We start from the raw sequence: 15,218 nt of genomic DNA on the forward strand, positions 1-15,218 counted from the left end.
ATTTAATCAATATTGTAGAAATTGGTAGAATTGGCTACCTCATAATCCCCTTGAAGGGTTGAAAAGTTATAATGGCTCAAAATAATCCCAATGGCAACATCCCTCATACTTTGTGATGCTTTTAATCTCTGTCCCAAATAAATCTGCCAATAAACTTCCACATCACTTTCGAGAATTGGCTTCTCAATTGCTGTAACAACACCGTCCTTCTTTGGATGAATCGAGTAAGCGCTGTACTTCCACTCATTCCGATCCTTGAGAATGATTTCAGGGGAATCACCAATCTGTAATTGCAGATGTAACTCGTTTAGACGTACCCCCTGATAGATATAAAACATTCTCGATACAAGCTCTCCAGGGGTGCGTGCAGCTACTTCCATCAGAATCGGTTCTTCGCTACCTTCTTGTAGAAAGAAATCAATATTGAGTACACCATTTTGGGGATACCCATGTTCTAAACTTTGTAACGTTTCACTTGAAAATTGCCAAAGTTTATGAAATTCTGGATCTTCTTCTCTAACAATAATATTGCCGATTTGATGACCATAAATGAACTCATCATTAGGTCGATAGTGCTTGCAAGCAGCAAAATAACAAGGTTGACCATTTTTGATGACAACACTTGTATTGTATAGTTGACCTTTAATGAATTCATTGAATTCAAATTCTTCATTTGAATCTATATTGGTGTCACAACAGGCTTTCAAATCATCAACACTATGAATTCTTCTAGTTTTTTCACTTCCTGCTGCGATAACTGGTTTGATAAAGATGTGATTACCTAGTTCTTGTAGAACAAAGTTTAAGTATAAAACTGGCTCTTTCCGGTATTGGTCTTGAGCAAAAATCAGATATTTTGGCACCCGAATCAGGGAATTTTTGAGGGCAGATTTGAGATAACTTTTATCGGTAAACTGGCGGATCATTATTGGGCGATCGCCTACCAGATTTAGAGCTTCACGCAACTGTGCAGCTAACAGTACCGAATACTGATCATTGGTGACAATCCGACAGTCGTGATCCAAAAGTTTATAATCAGTCTTAATCTGTTGATAGGTTTGGAGCAGATTTTGGAAATTATAAGGTTCTACAATCCGCACAAGATCCAAGTGCTGATACTGGGATGGTATAATCTTACTGAGTCCTTGCCTACTACAAAGTAAAACCAGATTTCTATTACCTCGGATATGCCTAAAATCAGTTTGGCTGGCAATCATATCATATAGTACAAAGACAGTCTGCTTATTGCCATCTATCTTACTACTAGAAAAGGCAACTGGATTTGCCTCCTCGCGGAGCATTTCTTGTACAAACTGGAGAATTTCCTGTGAACACCCCCATGACAAAGTTACTCCTGACCCTCCATGTCCATAATTATAAAATACGTGTGTATTTAAAACCCTTTCCACACAAACATTTTCCTCTGTTAATGGTCGTAAACCAGTCCTAACAGGCTCCGTCTCATCTAGTGGGAGTTCTCTTAATTCCTGTAGAAACTCCAAACAGCCATCATACATCTGTCGGATAATTGGAACTTCAAGAGATAGGTTTGTATCCCATTGGTCTTGCTGTGTTAATCCTCCTAAGACCACCAAATCATCGCCTCTAGGAACTATGTAAACGATGTCTTGCTCATTTGAAGAAGATTGTTCGTGGGAAATACAATGAGCGTCTGTTACAACTTTCCCCAGATTCTTAACCCTGACAAGTGCGCCCCTCAAAGGATACATGGAAGTATCCCCTGTAGTTGCGATCGAACCTAGTCCAGCACAGTTAACAATTGCCTTTGCATTAAAACGACGAAGTAGTTCCTGTTCATTTTGAACCACATTGACAGTGATTTTTTCCTGGATAATCTCACATCCAATATCCTTTACGTATTGAAGTAACCACTTCATGTAGACATCGGTGTTTGTCATCGGAGCCATGTGTTTATAAGCATCTTTTATACCTCCTTTAAAATTCAAATCAATCGTTTCTTTGACAATCTGTAAGCCTCTTTCAAATCCATCAACCTTATCCTTCAACTCATTCATTTTGCGAAGGTCATCAGGTCGATTTTCCAAAACATCCTTGAAATAGAAATACGCATCCCTCAAATAAAGTCCTGTTTCTTCTGGCCCAAACTCTGCGTGTATTTTCTTGAATTTATTATAGGTAGTCATACACCACTCTTTAGAGCGTTCCAGGGATCTGGGAGCACCATGACTACCACAAACTGCCGGTGGCCATTCCCACAATGCACCTGCCACAATAGAGGTTAAATCTGGGGCAAAACGATCTGCAACAATCACAACACTAAAACCTGCCTCTCTTAGACATATAGCGGTTGTTAGGCCACTTACTCCCGCCCCAATTACTAAAATGTTCATATCATTGTTCGGCAATAGGTTGCTCATTAAAGGTTCTCTCGATTTTTTTTACAGTACAAAATAAATGCATTAACTTGCCCATTAATGATATTAAATCGGCGACTTTGGGAGTTGGCGTAGGGTTAAGAACTTATTAGCATTTGGCATTTGTTACAAACATTACTTATAGAAGATTTTAAAAGTATATTTATTAACATGAAAAATATGGATATAACCTTACTAGCCCTTGAGGCTGGAGAGCGCGAGTAGTCGCGCTCACACGAAAGCCCATCAAGAACCAAGGGTAAATGAGCAAGAATCAGCTGATTTCGGCAAATTGCATTTCCCAGTTCAAATGAAGGGCTGTTAATAATTCAAAATTCACGCATTCAAAATTCCAAACATTTTCCCCACTCCTCCACCTCTGTCAATCAATTTTGGATGAGAGGATTTATTCCGCCCACTATGAGGGAAGAGGCATGTCCATGCGAGGATTTTGGATGAGAGGATTTATTCCGCCCACTATGAGTACGGAGCATGAACCAAATAATTCTTTGTTCTTTAATCTAAAATCTAAAATCTAAAATTGGCAGTCAAGACTAGAATTAGAATTGACGTGACGTTTTCTAGTAGCCAAAGTGCCAGACTCTCTGCCATTGCGCGATCGCTATCTTGCCTTAATCGATGAAATTGTCGAAACCACCCTCAAGGGCAAAATTAGCTCTGTTGATATGGTGTATCAAATGCTGCTTAAAGGAATCACTTCCGGTACAGGGGAAGTGTTTGAGCTAGCTTTGAGCGATCGCCTGAATGCCCTCCAAAGCCAAATAGATAGCGAAAAAGACGAACTCAAGACAGCCAAGGCGACTCGGAGTTTGAGAGCGATTAAGACCATTCAAAGTCAATGGCAACGCTGGCAAGAGCAAAACAAAGCTACAGAAGCGATCGCCTCCGCAGTTACAGAAATTACCACAGCCCCTGCTGACGAGCGTCTGGCGGCATTTATCAGGGTTACTGACCCTAATCAGAAGTATCCGCTAAATTTGCAACAGCTACAGCAGTTATCAAAAGCATTACAGCAATTTGCTCAAGTAGATTCTGATTTAGAACAATTTTCTGAAGGTATTACCCGTGGTTTAGCTTCTTGGCAGCGATTGCAAGACAACTTGCTCAGTTGGATGTACGACCAAAAAGAATCTTTGGGATTTGGTGGCGTACCGGGAGAACGTGGCCCTTGGGCAAGTTGGGCTAAACAACTCAATAGTGAGTTACCCCAAGCACTGCTTCGCACCTTGGCTATGGAAGAATCTGCAATTGAGTTTGCCGAGCGACAACGGGGCATCACCCTCAGAGATTGGGTGGAAATGGCATTAATTTTACAGTACTTGCAACGGGGACTAATTAACTGGTTTGACCAACAAGCTTACGATGTTAAAGCGGGGCCAAAGTTGTCCATTTCCACTTTTTTGACCTTTGCAGTGATTTGGAGTCAGTTAGCAAGTGGTTTTGTCAGCATTGGGACAGTATACAGCGAAGCCTGTTCTCAAATCATGCTCCAGATTTTGCGTACCTTTGCCCAGCGTCCGTATTTTCCCTTTTACGGCGGGATTTTTGCCTCTTTTACTGGCACTTATTTGCGAGATGCCCTAGATTATTTGGATGAACCACTGCGACGAGGTGAGGGAACCCAGGAGAAGGCGCGAATTTTGACCCTTTTAGGTTATTCTCAGCGTGCTTTGGGACAATACCAGCGATCGCTTGATTTTCATCATCAGGCGCTAGAGATAGCCAGAAATGCAGGCGATCGCCCCTGTGAAATTGCCAATCTCAATCACCTCAGCCGTACCTACGTGCAACAGCAAAATTATGCTGAGGCAATTAACTATAGTCAACGAGCATTAATACTAAGTCGGCAAGCTGGCGATAGAACAGGAGAAGCCAACGCGCTAGTAAATTTAGGTTACAGCGAAGTCATGCAAGCTCAGGAACTGGAAAACCTAGAACCAGAAACCTATGAAGCCGCAATTAACTATTTGGAACAAGGTTTAAAATTATCAGAAAAATTAGGCGATATTCAAAGTAAAGCTTTATGTGTCAGTAGCTTAGGAATAGCCTATTTAGTAATTGGACAACACCAAACGGCAATTAAATATCTCGAAGATGGCTTTAAAACAGCGCAAGTTTCTGGCGATTTGTATCTCCAAGGGCGCAACTTAGCTTATTTAGCAGAAGCTTATTATCATCTCCAAAATTCCGAAAAAACTGTTTACACAGGCTGCTTGGGAATGTATCTTTTAGAGCAAATAGCTTCTCGTGAGTGGCGTCAACCGGCAGGGTTACTGACAATTTTACAAGGACAAATAGGGGCAGAAGCTTTCCAAAAGTTCTTACAGCAACATCGTCCTAAAATTATTGCAGTTATTGGTGTAGATGGATATGATTACATTCCGCAATTGCTAGAAGAATACAAACAAGATATGTAGGAAATTAATTTGATTCCGGTTAAAATGCTCCCAAGTATCGTAGCTTTGCTGTTCAGCGACTTCAAGAGCAAAAGTAGTGAATTAAGCCCCCCTTAAAAAGGGGGGTTGGGGGGATCTTCCGGGGCAAAATATCACTAACACCAAGCGTATTTTCATATATTCAGGAAGTTTGGTTCTTTTCTCTTTGGTAAGCTTGCAATAGATATTCACCATTGAAATGAATCAAGTGAGTTGCATCTTCAGCAACCCAAACATCTGTTTCCCAAGCAATCTCCGCCAGATATGCCACCATTGCCTTACGACTGAGAAATGTAGTTACCATCACCAGAGGTATTTGGACACCTCTAAATAAAACTTTAAGTTCCTTCTTCCGTTTAGGATTAATTGGCCCATGTGAGGTTACAGCTTCAATCAGCACCAACCAGTTATTTGTTGTGAAGTGAATGATCACATCTGGCATTTTGCCGTGGGAATCGATGTTAACGCCCAAATCTGCCAATATTACTTCATCGAAGTGGGCGAACTTTTCATCTGTATCGCCAACATAGACGAGCTTTCCACCAGGAGTAAAACGAGGGGCAAAATCATTAATAATTTTTTCAATCAGAATATTCTGACCACCTGGTGATAAAGTTTTAATTTCTCCGTTAATTACTATCGGAATACGGGACATTTCGCGCTCTTGAGCATATTGCTTTTTAAGAGTTTCAACTGAAGTAAGGTAAGTGCGGATGCTCTTTTTCCATTCGTCAGTACCGTAGGTTCGTAATAGTTCTAGCGCACTGTTTTCAATTTGATATACAGTTTTGGGACTGTTGATAGGGCGGCTTAAATCATCTGGATTAGCAACTATCAAAGCTGCATCCAGAAACTGATGCACTGTCTGACGGCGAACTGTTTCTCGTGTGTTAGGCTTATAGGTTTTGCCATAATGTTGAGCCATAAAGTCCATCATTGGCGTAATTCCCATCAACGGGGAAGTGGCTAATTGCCAAGAGTCTGTCGGTTTTAAATCAAGCAACGCCAAGAGAGTTAAAGCTGACCTTTCGTTAAGTTGTGCCCGGGGAAAGCCCAATTGTGTCAAAATTTGCAGCGCTTCATCAATTCGAGACTTAGTTGCAATTGGATTATTTTCTGACAGATTCGACATACTCAGTAGCTGATTTTCTATAAGTTCATCAATTTCCCGCAAAGAAGGAAACTGCTCTTTAATCCCTGTCCCTAACAACAATAGCTGTGACAAATTAGGATAATTTAATTTTCGCAAATCTGTTGCATTGACCTGAGTATGCCCATTGAACAACCGAAAAAAAGCATCAACTAAAGTTGAATTGAGATAAACAGCAAGCCCACGAGCCAAGGTAAGGCTAAGTCCACGCCCATCTTTGTGAAAGTAATTCAAGTGATTTTCAAAGCCGACATAGGCATAATTAAATTGGTTGGCATCATAAACTACTGCAACAATACGCCTTTTCTCTTCTTTCGATGAGAATCTTTTAGATAGGACATAATGCTCATTTGGTATTAGAAGATTCGCTGTTTCTTCTATATGCACTATCGCTTGGGGTTTTTTAGTTATTTTTGGGTACTCTACATATCCATTCGATAAATTCACCGGATAAATTAAAGGAACTGTATTGTTTTCTGAATTTGTCCTTAAATAATCTTTTGCTCGGAAATCTACTACCCGTCCGGTTGAAACTGTTAGCCCTAAATCTTTCAACGTACAGGTAAAAAGTTCCATTCTTTGAACGATTTGCTGGCTAATATTATCTGGAATAATATAAAAAAACTGCTCTAAATCATCGGGGTGAACTAACTCCGAATATGGTACAGAGTGTGACATAATCAAGTCATCATTAGCACCAGAACTGGTATTGATGATGACGTTGCTAAAGTTTTGCTTTTGTTTTGTTGCTTGGATGATGATAGTTTCCTGTAGAACATCATCGTCACTAAATGCTTCTTGCCGTGACTCAAAAAGATGTACTTGCTCTAAAGCCATCATCTGTAAAAACATCTTGCGGAAGTCACGGAAATAAGGCCCATTGCAAAAACTGCGCGGGGTAATCGCGACAAACTCCCCACTTGGTTTTAGAAGTTGCGCTGTAGCAGCCATAAAACCAGTATAAAGATTGCTAGTCTCCAAACCGATGGAACGCAGCAATTCGCGCACTTTGGAATGAGCATTGATTTTTAAATAAGGCGGGTTGAGGATAGCATGGGTAAATTCTGTTGCGTAGTTTACCGCCGTAGGCATCGCACTATTCAATAAACCAACCTGAAGCAGCCTGACTGCATCTTCAATAAAATCAATCTCACGAATTTCGTAATTGAAGGAAATACCCACACGTTGACATTCCCTCTCACATAGCTCTAGAGTCTGATGCAAATATCGAATTAGAAAAGGGTCAATTTCATAGGCTACAACGCGCAAACTTGACGTGTGTTGTCGATGTTGGCATACTTTTGCCACAAAAGCGGCTAGTAATGAACCGATTCCCGCTCCAGCATCAAGCAAGGATATTTCAGGCAAATCCAGCCTATTAAACATCCCAGCCATCAATTCTGCTATTGAGACGGGGGTCAAAAATTGACCCATTGACCCTTTTTTGTCTTGCCTTAGCTTTAAACTCACTACAGCCCGACGAAGATCCACTTCTGCAAGCAAGTTTCTACTTGATAGTTTTGCGAGGCTGGTAAACTCTAAACTACTGTTATGACTTACTACAAACGCTCTACTGCTTGATGGGACGATCACGGTCTGTCTTCTTAATTGCGATCAAGTTTACAACAACTTTACGGCATCCTGATGCTAAAGCAGACCAGGTTGGCGATCGCGTTGGGGACTGACAACAAATAAATTATCCAATCTTCTGGGGTGGCATTGGTGTGAAGTTAAGAAAATAAGAGTCTTATCAAGTGGGTAAAACTTAATAGACATCTCCGAAAAAGAATGTAGAGATGCGAAATTTCGCGTCTCTACAAGAGTTCTAGATAACGCATATTTAATTTCACCAGATGTCTAATGGTTAAACTCAAGACAGTGGTGTTAATACTAGTCATGAGTAAACTTGCCCCGACTTTTCAAAGAAGTCGGGGATCTGCGGGTTGCGATTCTCACAAATCAAATAGGATTTGAAGAGTCACAAACATGATTAACCTAACGCGGACTTTAACTCACTTTCCGCTTGTTCCAACGCATCTGGCAATTTACTCGCATCGCGTCCGCCTGCTTGGGCTAAGTTCGGTCTTCCACCGCCACCGCCACCACAGATTTTAGCGATCGCACCCACAAATTTACCAGCTTGCAAGCCTTTTTTGTTCACTTCAGAACTAAAAGCTGCAACTATACTAACTTTCCCTGCTTCGGGAACAGAACCCAGTACCACTGCACCGTTACCGATTTTTTGCAGTAAGCGTTCGGCTGCGGTTTTCAATGATTCTGGATCAACATCTTGTAATTGAGCGACAATAATTTTATAATCGCCGACAGTTTCGGCTGTTTGCAGCAAGCTGTCAGATTTGGCGATCGCTAACTGTACCTTCAAGGTTTCCAGTTCCTTCTGGCTGGTTCTGAGTTCACTTTGCAGACTTGTGATTCTGTCTGGTAATTCTTCGGGTTTAACTTTAAAGCGATCGCTCAAATCCTTAACTATTTTATCCCGAAGATCGAGATAATCCAGTATTGCTGGCCCCGAAACAGCTTCAATGCGCCGCACCCCAGAAGCCACTCCAGCTTCTGAGATAATCTTGAACACGCCAATTTCAGCAGTATTACTGACATGAGTTCCGCCGCACAATTCCATTGATACGCTAGGAAAGTCAATCACGCGCACTTCTTCACCGTATTTTTCGCCGAACATGGCAACAGCACCCCTAGCTTTCGCCTCTGCTAAAGGTAATACTTCCACTTTCGCAGCATGTGCTTGGGCAATCCAAGTGTTTACCTGTTCCTCAATTTGTTGAACTTCTTCTGCTGTCAACGCACGCGGACAGTTAAAGTCAAAGCGCAACCTGTCAAAGGAAACCAGGGAACCAGCTTGAGATATGCCATCATCAACAATTTTCTTCAACGCCGCTTGCAACAGGTGGGTTGCGGTATGGTTAGCTTGGGCGCGACGCCGACAAGTCGGATCAATTTGGGCTGTAACATGATCGCCTACGCGCACTGTACCGCGTTCGATGCGTCCGAAGTGAACAAAGAAATCCGATTCTTTCTTCACGTCTTCGACTCGAACAACGATACCATCACCAGAGATATAACCGCGATCGCCGATTTGTCCCCCAGATTCAGCATAAAATGGCGTTTTGTCAAGGACTATTTGTACCTGTGTCCCTGCTTCTGCTTCCTCTTGGGAAACACCTTCTACCAAAATCGCTTCGACTTTCGCCGTCGTAGCAGGTTGGGTATAGCCTAAAAACTCGGTGACTTGGATGTGTTCTGCTAGTTTGTCGAGGGAACCTTGCACAGTTAAGTCGATGGTTTCGTGTGCATCTCTACCACGTCCTTTTTGGATTTCCATTTCTGCCTCAAATTCCTCAGCATCAACTGTGAGATCATTCTCAGCAGCAATTTCCTGAGTTAGTTCGAGTGGGAAACCGTAGGTGTCGTAGAGTTTAAAGGCACTTTTTCCGCTAATTTGGGTGTTTCCTTGCTGTTTCAGTTCTTGGACGATTTCTTCCAGCAGTTTTTCGCCTCTGTCGAGAGTGGTGAGGAAATTGGATTCTTCGCGTTGCAATTCGGCTTTAATTGCTGCTTCCCGTTGCCGTACATTGGGGTAAGCTGATTCCGAAAGAGCGATCGCAGTTTCGGCAACTTGGTTAATAAATTCGCCATCAATGCCAATTAATCGCCCATGACGCACCACCCGCCGAATTAATCGCCGCAGCACATAACCCCGTCCCACGTTGGAGGCACGAATTTCATCGGCGATCATGTGGACGACAGCACGAACGTGATCACCAATGACTTTTAGGGAAGTTTTTGTTTTTTCATCACTTTTGTGGTAATCAATACCAGCAATTTGCCCTGCTGTTTGGATAATTGGGAAAATTAGGTCACTTTCGTAGTTATTGGGTACTTTTTGGAGGATTTGCGCCATTCTATCCAAACCCATGCCGGTGTCAATGTTCTTGTTTTGCAGTGGCGTTAAATTGCCTGACGCATCCCGGTTATATTGCATGAACACGAGGTTGTAAAACTCGATGAACCGGGAATCGTCTTCTAAATCTATATTTTCGTCACCGCGTTCTGGGTGGAAGTCGTAATAAATTTCTGAACAAGGCCCACAAGGCCCAGTCGGCCCAGATACCCAAAAGTTATCATCTTCGCCCAAGCGTTTAATTCTCGCTATCGGCACACCGATTTGATCGCGCCAAATTCCAAAGGCTTCATCATCATCTTCAAAAACGCTGACTACAAGATTTTGGGGGGAAAAGCCAAAGACTTGTGTAGAGATTTCCCAACCCCAAGCGATCGCTTGTTCTTTAAAATAATCACCAAAGCTAAAATTGCCCAGCATCTCAAAAAACGTTTGATGCCGTTTGGTGCGTCCGACATTTTCGATGTCGTTGGTGCGGATACACTTTTGCGAAGTCGTAGCCCGCTTAAATTCTGCTGTGCGCTGCCCCAAGAATATTGGCTTAAATGGTAACATCCCCGCGATCGTCAGCAGCACGGTTGGGTCTTCTGGCACGAGGGAGGCACTTGGGAGAATTTGGTGATCCCGTTGGGCAAAGAAGTCGAGAAATATGTTGCGAATTTCGTTACCGCTTAGGTAGTGGGGATTTGAAGACATGGGTTTTTAACTTTAGACTTTAAGACTTGGGCGTAGCAGCACTAGGTGTATTTTCATAAATAGCTTTATATATTCTTGCATTTTGTTTCATATTACTGCCAGCGAATTGTGCCAGTCGATGAGCTATATGCAGTGATTAGGATGCTTTTACACCATTACCTTACTTTGGCAGGATGCACGTTCGCATTTTGATGATTAGGATTAATCCTGAAGAAATAATTGAAAATTTTCATATTGAGGTAACAAATGGCACTAAAACTAAAAGTATTAAATATTGCTTGTGAGGGATGTGCAGAAACAATTACTGAGTCTATCCACGTTATGGAACCTGAAGCCAAGGTGGATGTCGATGTTAACGCTAAAACTGTCACGGTAGAATCCGCAGCTTCTGAGGAGTCAATCAAACAGGTAATTGTTGCTGCTGGTTACACTGTTCAAGGTTATTGATCTGATTCTAGCTTTTCACAGAAGTTTAGATTTTAATATCTTAGGCGACGCTAACAAAATTTTTTTTATTATTTCCGCCCGTGGAAAAAGCGGAAACTAGAGGGCAAGCAAGATAATTCTTCACAGACGCGATTAATCGCGTCTCTAACAGACTGTACAGACGCGATTAATCGCGTCTCTAACTCCCCACTCCTAACGCAGCATGACAATCTTCTAAGGAAGCGCGTTGTCGCATGGCATTAACTAAAGCCTCATAGCTAGACCAATTTTCTTGCAGTAGGGTTTTTGCCTGGAGGGTATGAAACCGCCGTTTCTGCTGATAAACTGATTCAGAAAAGCCCAAAATTGTCAAGACTCCTACCAGCTTATTTTTATCATCAAATCCACCCTCAGCATTACTAAAAACTAGGGTTTCAGCAGCAATACCCGCCATCCAAACAGTGCAGTAGCGCTCTAGCATTTGGGCACTGATTTTACCCACTTGTAGTTGAGATGCTAATTCGCGATCATCAAAGCTAACGCCGCCTTGCCCAGGTTGCCCCTGTTTCCAAGCTTCCCAAGCGCTGAGTGTGTAGCCAGTAACGGGAATACCCAATAGGTAAGCAACCAAGAAATGGCCCGCTTCGTGGTGAACGATACGATCGCGGTGTTGACTTGAAAAACCAGCAATCCAATCTAAAAAGATAGTACCACCCTTGCCTTGCCAGCTAAAACTATCTAATGTAGCTATGCCTAAAATGGTGAAGGTAGCGATCGCTGGTACTGCCGGTGATAAGTTGAAGAATGGCCCCACCAGTACTGATAGGGTGATAAGAAAGATAGATATTGCAACTAAATTTAGGTTAGTCTGGCTCATTGAGAGTTTTCTGAGAATCTGCTTAATCTTTCTTTATTATGGGGCAATCTCTACGACAAACTGGTACTTGCGATCGCAGCACTTGTTAAAATTTATCAAGTTTGACGCACGCGGACTAATAGAAAAACTCACGCGCTCACAGTCGGATTGTATATTAGGGGTCTAAACACGTTGTTTGTGCGTTTCTAACCTAGTTCCAAACTTGTCACAGCAAAAACACGATTAATAGGTAAACTAGGAATTTCTTTATTGTACATCCGAGCAGTTTGAGAGACTGGCTGCAATTGGTAACGTTGAACTAGGTCAATCGCTTGTAGATTTGTATCCGGCACATCCAAAAACACTGGAGCATGAGGATTTTGTGCAAGCAAGGCTTGAAATAATGCTTCAGCAATCTGTTCGTCATTAGCAAACAGTGGCCCAATCCGAAAACCTCTATGGGCAGACCGGATAACTCCGTAACCAACAAGATATCCATTTTTGAGAAACCCGAAAGCAGTACTTTCTGGCTGTTCAATCCAATGTCGCAGAAACAGTGAACGCTTAGAAGGAAAAAGTTGGCGATCATAAGCCACCAACTCTTGAAAAGGCACTGTTTTCAGTTCCACGATCGCAGCAGGCATAACACCGCCACCCACCCCTTCATAACGAATATGGTTATAAGCGATTTGGAAACCAGACTTTTTGTAGTTATCTTGTTGAGCTAGTGCACCATCCAAACCGATGTTACGAGCACCTAGATAGTCCATTGCTGTCTTCCAAATTTTTATACCCAACCCCTGCCCACGAAACTGGGGTTTCACAATGTAAAAACTTAGAAAGCCGAAGTGTGCATCGTAAGCAACAACAGAAATGCACCCCACCGGCTCACCATTCAACTCGCCCAATAAAAAACCATTCTCGTCAGTTTGATAACAAGATTCAGCATCATACCTTCCTGGATTCCAACCTTCGCTTGCTGCCCAAGTAATCGCCAAATCAATTTCCGACCTGTTCATTGTGCGGACGATCAAGTTGTCAGTGATCATAATATCTTCTTACTCTCAGGCTGTTAACTATTTAACTTCGCTTTCGCAAACCCAGTGATAACTCTTAATATTTTTATACTGATCTCTCGTAGTAAGTGTTTAATACCAAATCTAGTTTAAATATCTTCTTTTTTAGTCCGCGTAGGCGGACTTTGTTTATATAGCCGCGAATTAAATTTGTTTGGATATAAAATCACTGGAATACTCGTTCAAAAGCTCTGTGAGCAAGATTTACTCCGATAAAAGCTGTTAGAATGCACAACTTTCATCTAGCGCATACAGACTCAATGCTTATTCCTCCCGTGTTTAGCAGTTGTAGCACTAGTGACTTCCAAATCATCATACTTATTGACTTTATAGATGATGGTCGAAAGTAACCAACTGAATATAAAGATGCCAATGATTAAGTAACCAATTGTGCCAAAGTTATCACCTAATTTACTAATAAAATCCCAAAACGGACTTTTCAGTTGTAACTGATCACCAATAATGTTTAGAGCCTCAATTCCGCCAATAACCACAGCAACTAGTACAGAAACAAGGGTGATGGTCATGTTGTAGTAGAGTTTGCGGATTGGTTTTACGTAAGCCCAGCCATAAGCCCCAAGCATTAAAATGCCGTCAGTGGTGTCAATCAGGGACATACCTGCGGTGAACAAAGCTGGAAACAATAGGATCGACCAGATGGGCAGACCTTTAGCTGCTTGATTCGCAGAAATCCCCAGCAGTGCTACCTCTGTCGCCGTATCGAAGCCTAAACCAAAAAGGAAACCTAAAGGAAACATTTGCCAGCTACTATCTATCAACCGAAACAAAGGACGGAAGATGCGACCGAGTAGCCCGCGTTGGTTCAAAAATTCATCTAAGGATTGCTCGTCATAGATTCCTCCCCGCTTGACGGTTTGGAAGGTCTTATAAACATCCCACAGCACCACCATATTGATTGCTGCAATTACTAGTAGGAAAAGTGCAGAAACGATACTGCTAATTAGCCCCCCAACCTTTTCAAAACTGGGAAAGTTGTTATGAATGGTTGTAGTGGTTAAAGCGATCGCCACAGAGGCGAAAATTACAACGGTAGAATGACCTAGAGAGAAGAAAAACCCAACAGCAACAGGTCGTTTGTTCTCCTGCATCAATTTACGGGTAACATTGTCGATCGCGGCGATGTGATCGGCATCTACAGCATGACGTAGACCAAAGCTATAAGCTAATACAGCAGTGCCAAGCAGAAGGGGGTAGCGATGGAATGCAATCAGGGCAACTACCCAGATTAAAATATTCACGCTAATCAGGAACGCATAGATGTTAATAACTTTACGTTTAACGTTTCTGGAACTATCGTTGAAAACACGCGAAAATCTGGATAGCATTTATCACTCCTTATAAAGGCATATTTTGACAAGGTGAAAAACGAATCAGACTCTGTATGAGCCGTACCAGGATACTGAGCCAGCCTATAGAGGTTTCATTCATCAAAATTACTTACATTTACATCGACGTAAGGTTAAGTAAAACCTATATAAATGACAAAGGTATTGCAAAGTCATGTCAAAAGCGTGACTAGTTGGTCATACTTCATAACAGTGAGCAGCATTGGCAGGCTGAAATCTTTATAAATAGGACTAAAGAAACTTCTTCATAATATATTTTGAGTTATTATCAAAAATGGGTAGTGGCAATTTGGATGAACAGAAAAAATTTTATCTAAAATATTACCACTTATTAACAATTATTATGTTTATCTATTAGGCAACAGGTGAATTTTGTTAAGTCAAGCACGAGCTTACTGGCTCTCTAAGCAGAAAGTATATTTTTTTGACATCTAAAAAAGAATCATTTTATTGAAAGAGAAACAGATATAGCAATCCGATTTGATTTGTGAAAAAATCTAAGAGATGATTTATAAAGTAAACCTTAAATTGTAGGGTGCGTTATAGCAACGCTTAACGCACCGAGAAACATGGTGCGTTACGGCTACTTCTCACTCTCTCGAACTCCCAAATTCTTGCATAGCCGTAACACACCCTACTTAATATTTACTTTATAAATAGCCTCTAAGTATATGTAGGGTGTGTTATTGCGTAGCGTAACGCACCTGGAATCAGAGGTGGTGCGTTAGCCTTTGGCGTAACGCACCCTACGTATATTAGACTCATCCGCGAATCATGAAAGCTTACCAGAAGAGAGTTACAAGGATTTGCACGGGAGGAGCGATCGCCATCTGGCTGTACGAGGAAATGAGGGTTTGA

Annotated in this window: 9 protein-coding genes; 2 read left to right on the forward strand and 7 right to left on the reverse strand. The window is 41.9% G+C overall.

Translation table 11 applies throughout. The features are described 5' to 3' along the window. Nucleotides 1-2: 2 nt before the first annotated feature. Entirely contained in the window at nt 3-2,399 is a 2,397-nt protein-coding gene (locus PUQ00_RS18525) for an FAD-dependent oxidoreductase (RefSeq protein ID WP_300419271.1), read from the reverse strand. A 590-nt stretch (nt 2,400-2,989) separates the two neighbouring features. Between PUQ00_RS18525 and PUQ00_RS18530 the strand changes: the two genes are divergently transcribed. Further along, nucleotides 2,990-4,834, forward strand: coding sequence for a tetratricopeptide repeat protein (locus PUQ00_RS18530; protein ID WP_300419272.1), 1,845 nt, complete (start codon nt 2,990-2,992; stop codon nt 4,832-4,834). 160 nt (nt 4,835-4,994) lie between these two features. Here PUQ00_RS18530 and PUQ00_RS18535 read toward each other — a convergent pair whose 3' ends face one another. Next, on the reverse strand, nt 4,995-7,505 hold the full coding sequence (locus PUQ00_RS18535) for a BsuBI/PstI family type II restriction endonuclease (RefSeq protein WP_300419286.1): 2,511 nt from the start codon (nt 7,503-7,505) through the stop codon (nt 4,995-4,997). A gap of 487 nt (nt 7,506-7,992) precedes the next feature. Further along, nucleotides 7,993-10,635 (reverse strand): alanine--tRNA ligase, encoded by a 2,643-nt coding sequence (gene alaS, locus PUQ00_RS18540; protein WP_300419273.1) that lies wholly within the window; start codon nt 10,633-10,635, stop codon nt 7,993-7,995. 246 nt (nt 10,636-10,881) lie between these two features. Between alaS and PUQ00_RS18545 the strand changes: the two genes are divergently transcribed. Further along, nucleotides 10,882-11,082: a heavy-metal-associated domain-containing protein gene (locus tag PUQ00_RS18545; protein WP_300419275.1), complete on the forward strand. Its 201-nt coding sequence runs from the start codon at nt 10,882-10,884 to the stop codon at nt 11,080-11,082. A gap of 178 nt (nt 11,083-11,260) precedes the next feature. On the opposite strand, the gene PUQ00_RS18550 is transcribed toward PUQ00_RS18545, so the two are convergent. The 4 genes from PUQ00_RS18550 to PUQ00_RS18565 all read right to left on the reverse strand — a co-directional run. Beyond that, nucleotides 11,261-11,938 (reverse strand): ATP-dependent Zn protease, encoded by a 678-nt coding sequence (locus PUQ00_RS18550; RefSeq protein WP_300419277.1) that lies wholly within the window; start codon nt 11,936-11,938, stop codon nt 11,261-11,263. Between the two features lie 185 nt (nt 11,939-12,123). Then, nucleotides 12,124-12,966 (reverse strand): GNAT family N-acetyltransferase, encoded by an 843-nt coding sequence (locus PUQ00_RS18555; protein WP_300419279.1) that lies wholly within the window; start codon nt 12,964-12,966, stop codon nt 12,124-12,126. A gap of 284 nt (nt 12,967-13,250) precedes the next feature. Then, nucleotides 13,251-14,339, reverse strand: a complete 1,089-nt coding sequence (locus tag PUQ00_RS18560; RefSeq protein WP_300419280.1) for a HoxN/HupN/NixA family nickel/cobalt transporter — start codon at nt 14,337-14,339, stop codon at nt 13,251-13,253. Between the two features lie 684 nt (nt 14,340-15,023). After that, nucleotides 15,024-15,218, reverse strand: a 195-nt coding sequence (locus tag PUQ00_RS18565) for a hypothetical protein (RefSeq protein ID WP_300419282.1), incomplete at its 5' end; no start/stop codon positions are given.

The organism is Nostoc sp. S13 (assembly GCF_029379315.1).
In the GTDB taxonomy this organism is placed as follows: domain Bacteria; phylum Cyanobacteriota; class Cyanobacteriia; order Cyanobacteriales; family Nostocaceae; genus Nostoc.

Bases quoted from the DNA above. Each gene is read 5' to 3' on its own strand.
- alaS (WP_300419273.1), bottom strand. From the start codon at position 10,635: ATGTCTTCAAATCCCCACTACCTAAGCGGTAACGAAATTCGCAACATA.
- PUQ00_RS18525 (WP_300419271.1), bottom strand. From the start codon at position 2,399: ATGAGCAACCTATTGCCGAACAATGATATGAACATTTTAGTAATTGGG.
- PUQ00_RS18545 (WP_300419275.1), top strand. From the start codon at position 10,882: ATGGCACTAAAACTAAAAGTATTAAATATTGCTTGTGAGGGATGTGCA.
- PUQ00_RS18560 (WP_300419280.1), bottom strand. From the start codon at position 14,339: ATGCTATCCAGATTTTCGCGTGTTTTCAACGATAGTTCCAGAAACGTT.
- PUQ00_RS18555 (WP_300419279.1), bottom strand. From the start codon at position 12,966: ATGATCACTGACAACTTGATCGTCCGCACAATGAACAGGTCGGAAATT.
- PUQ00_RS18550 (WP_300419277.1), bottom strand. From the start codon at position 11,938: ATGAGCCAGACTAACCTAAATTTAGTTGCAATATCTATCTTTCTTATC.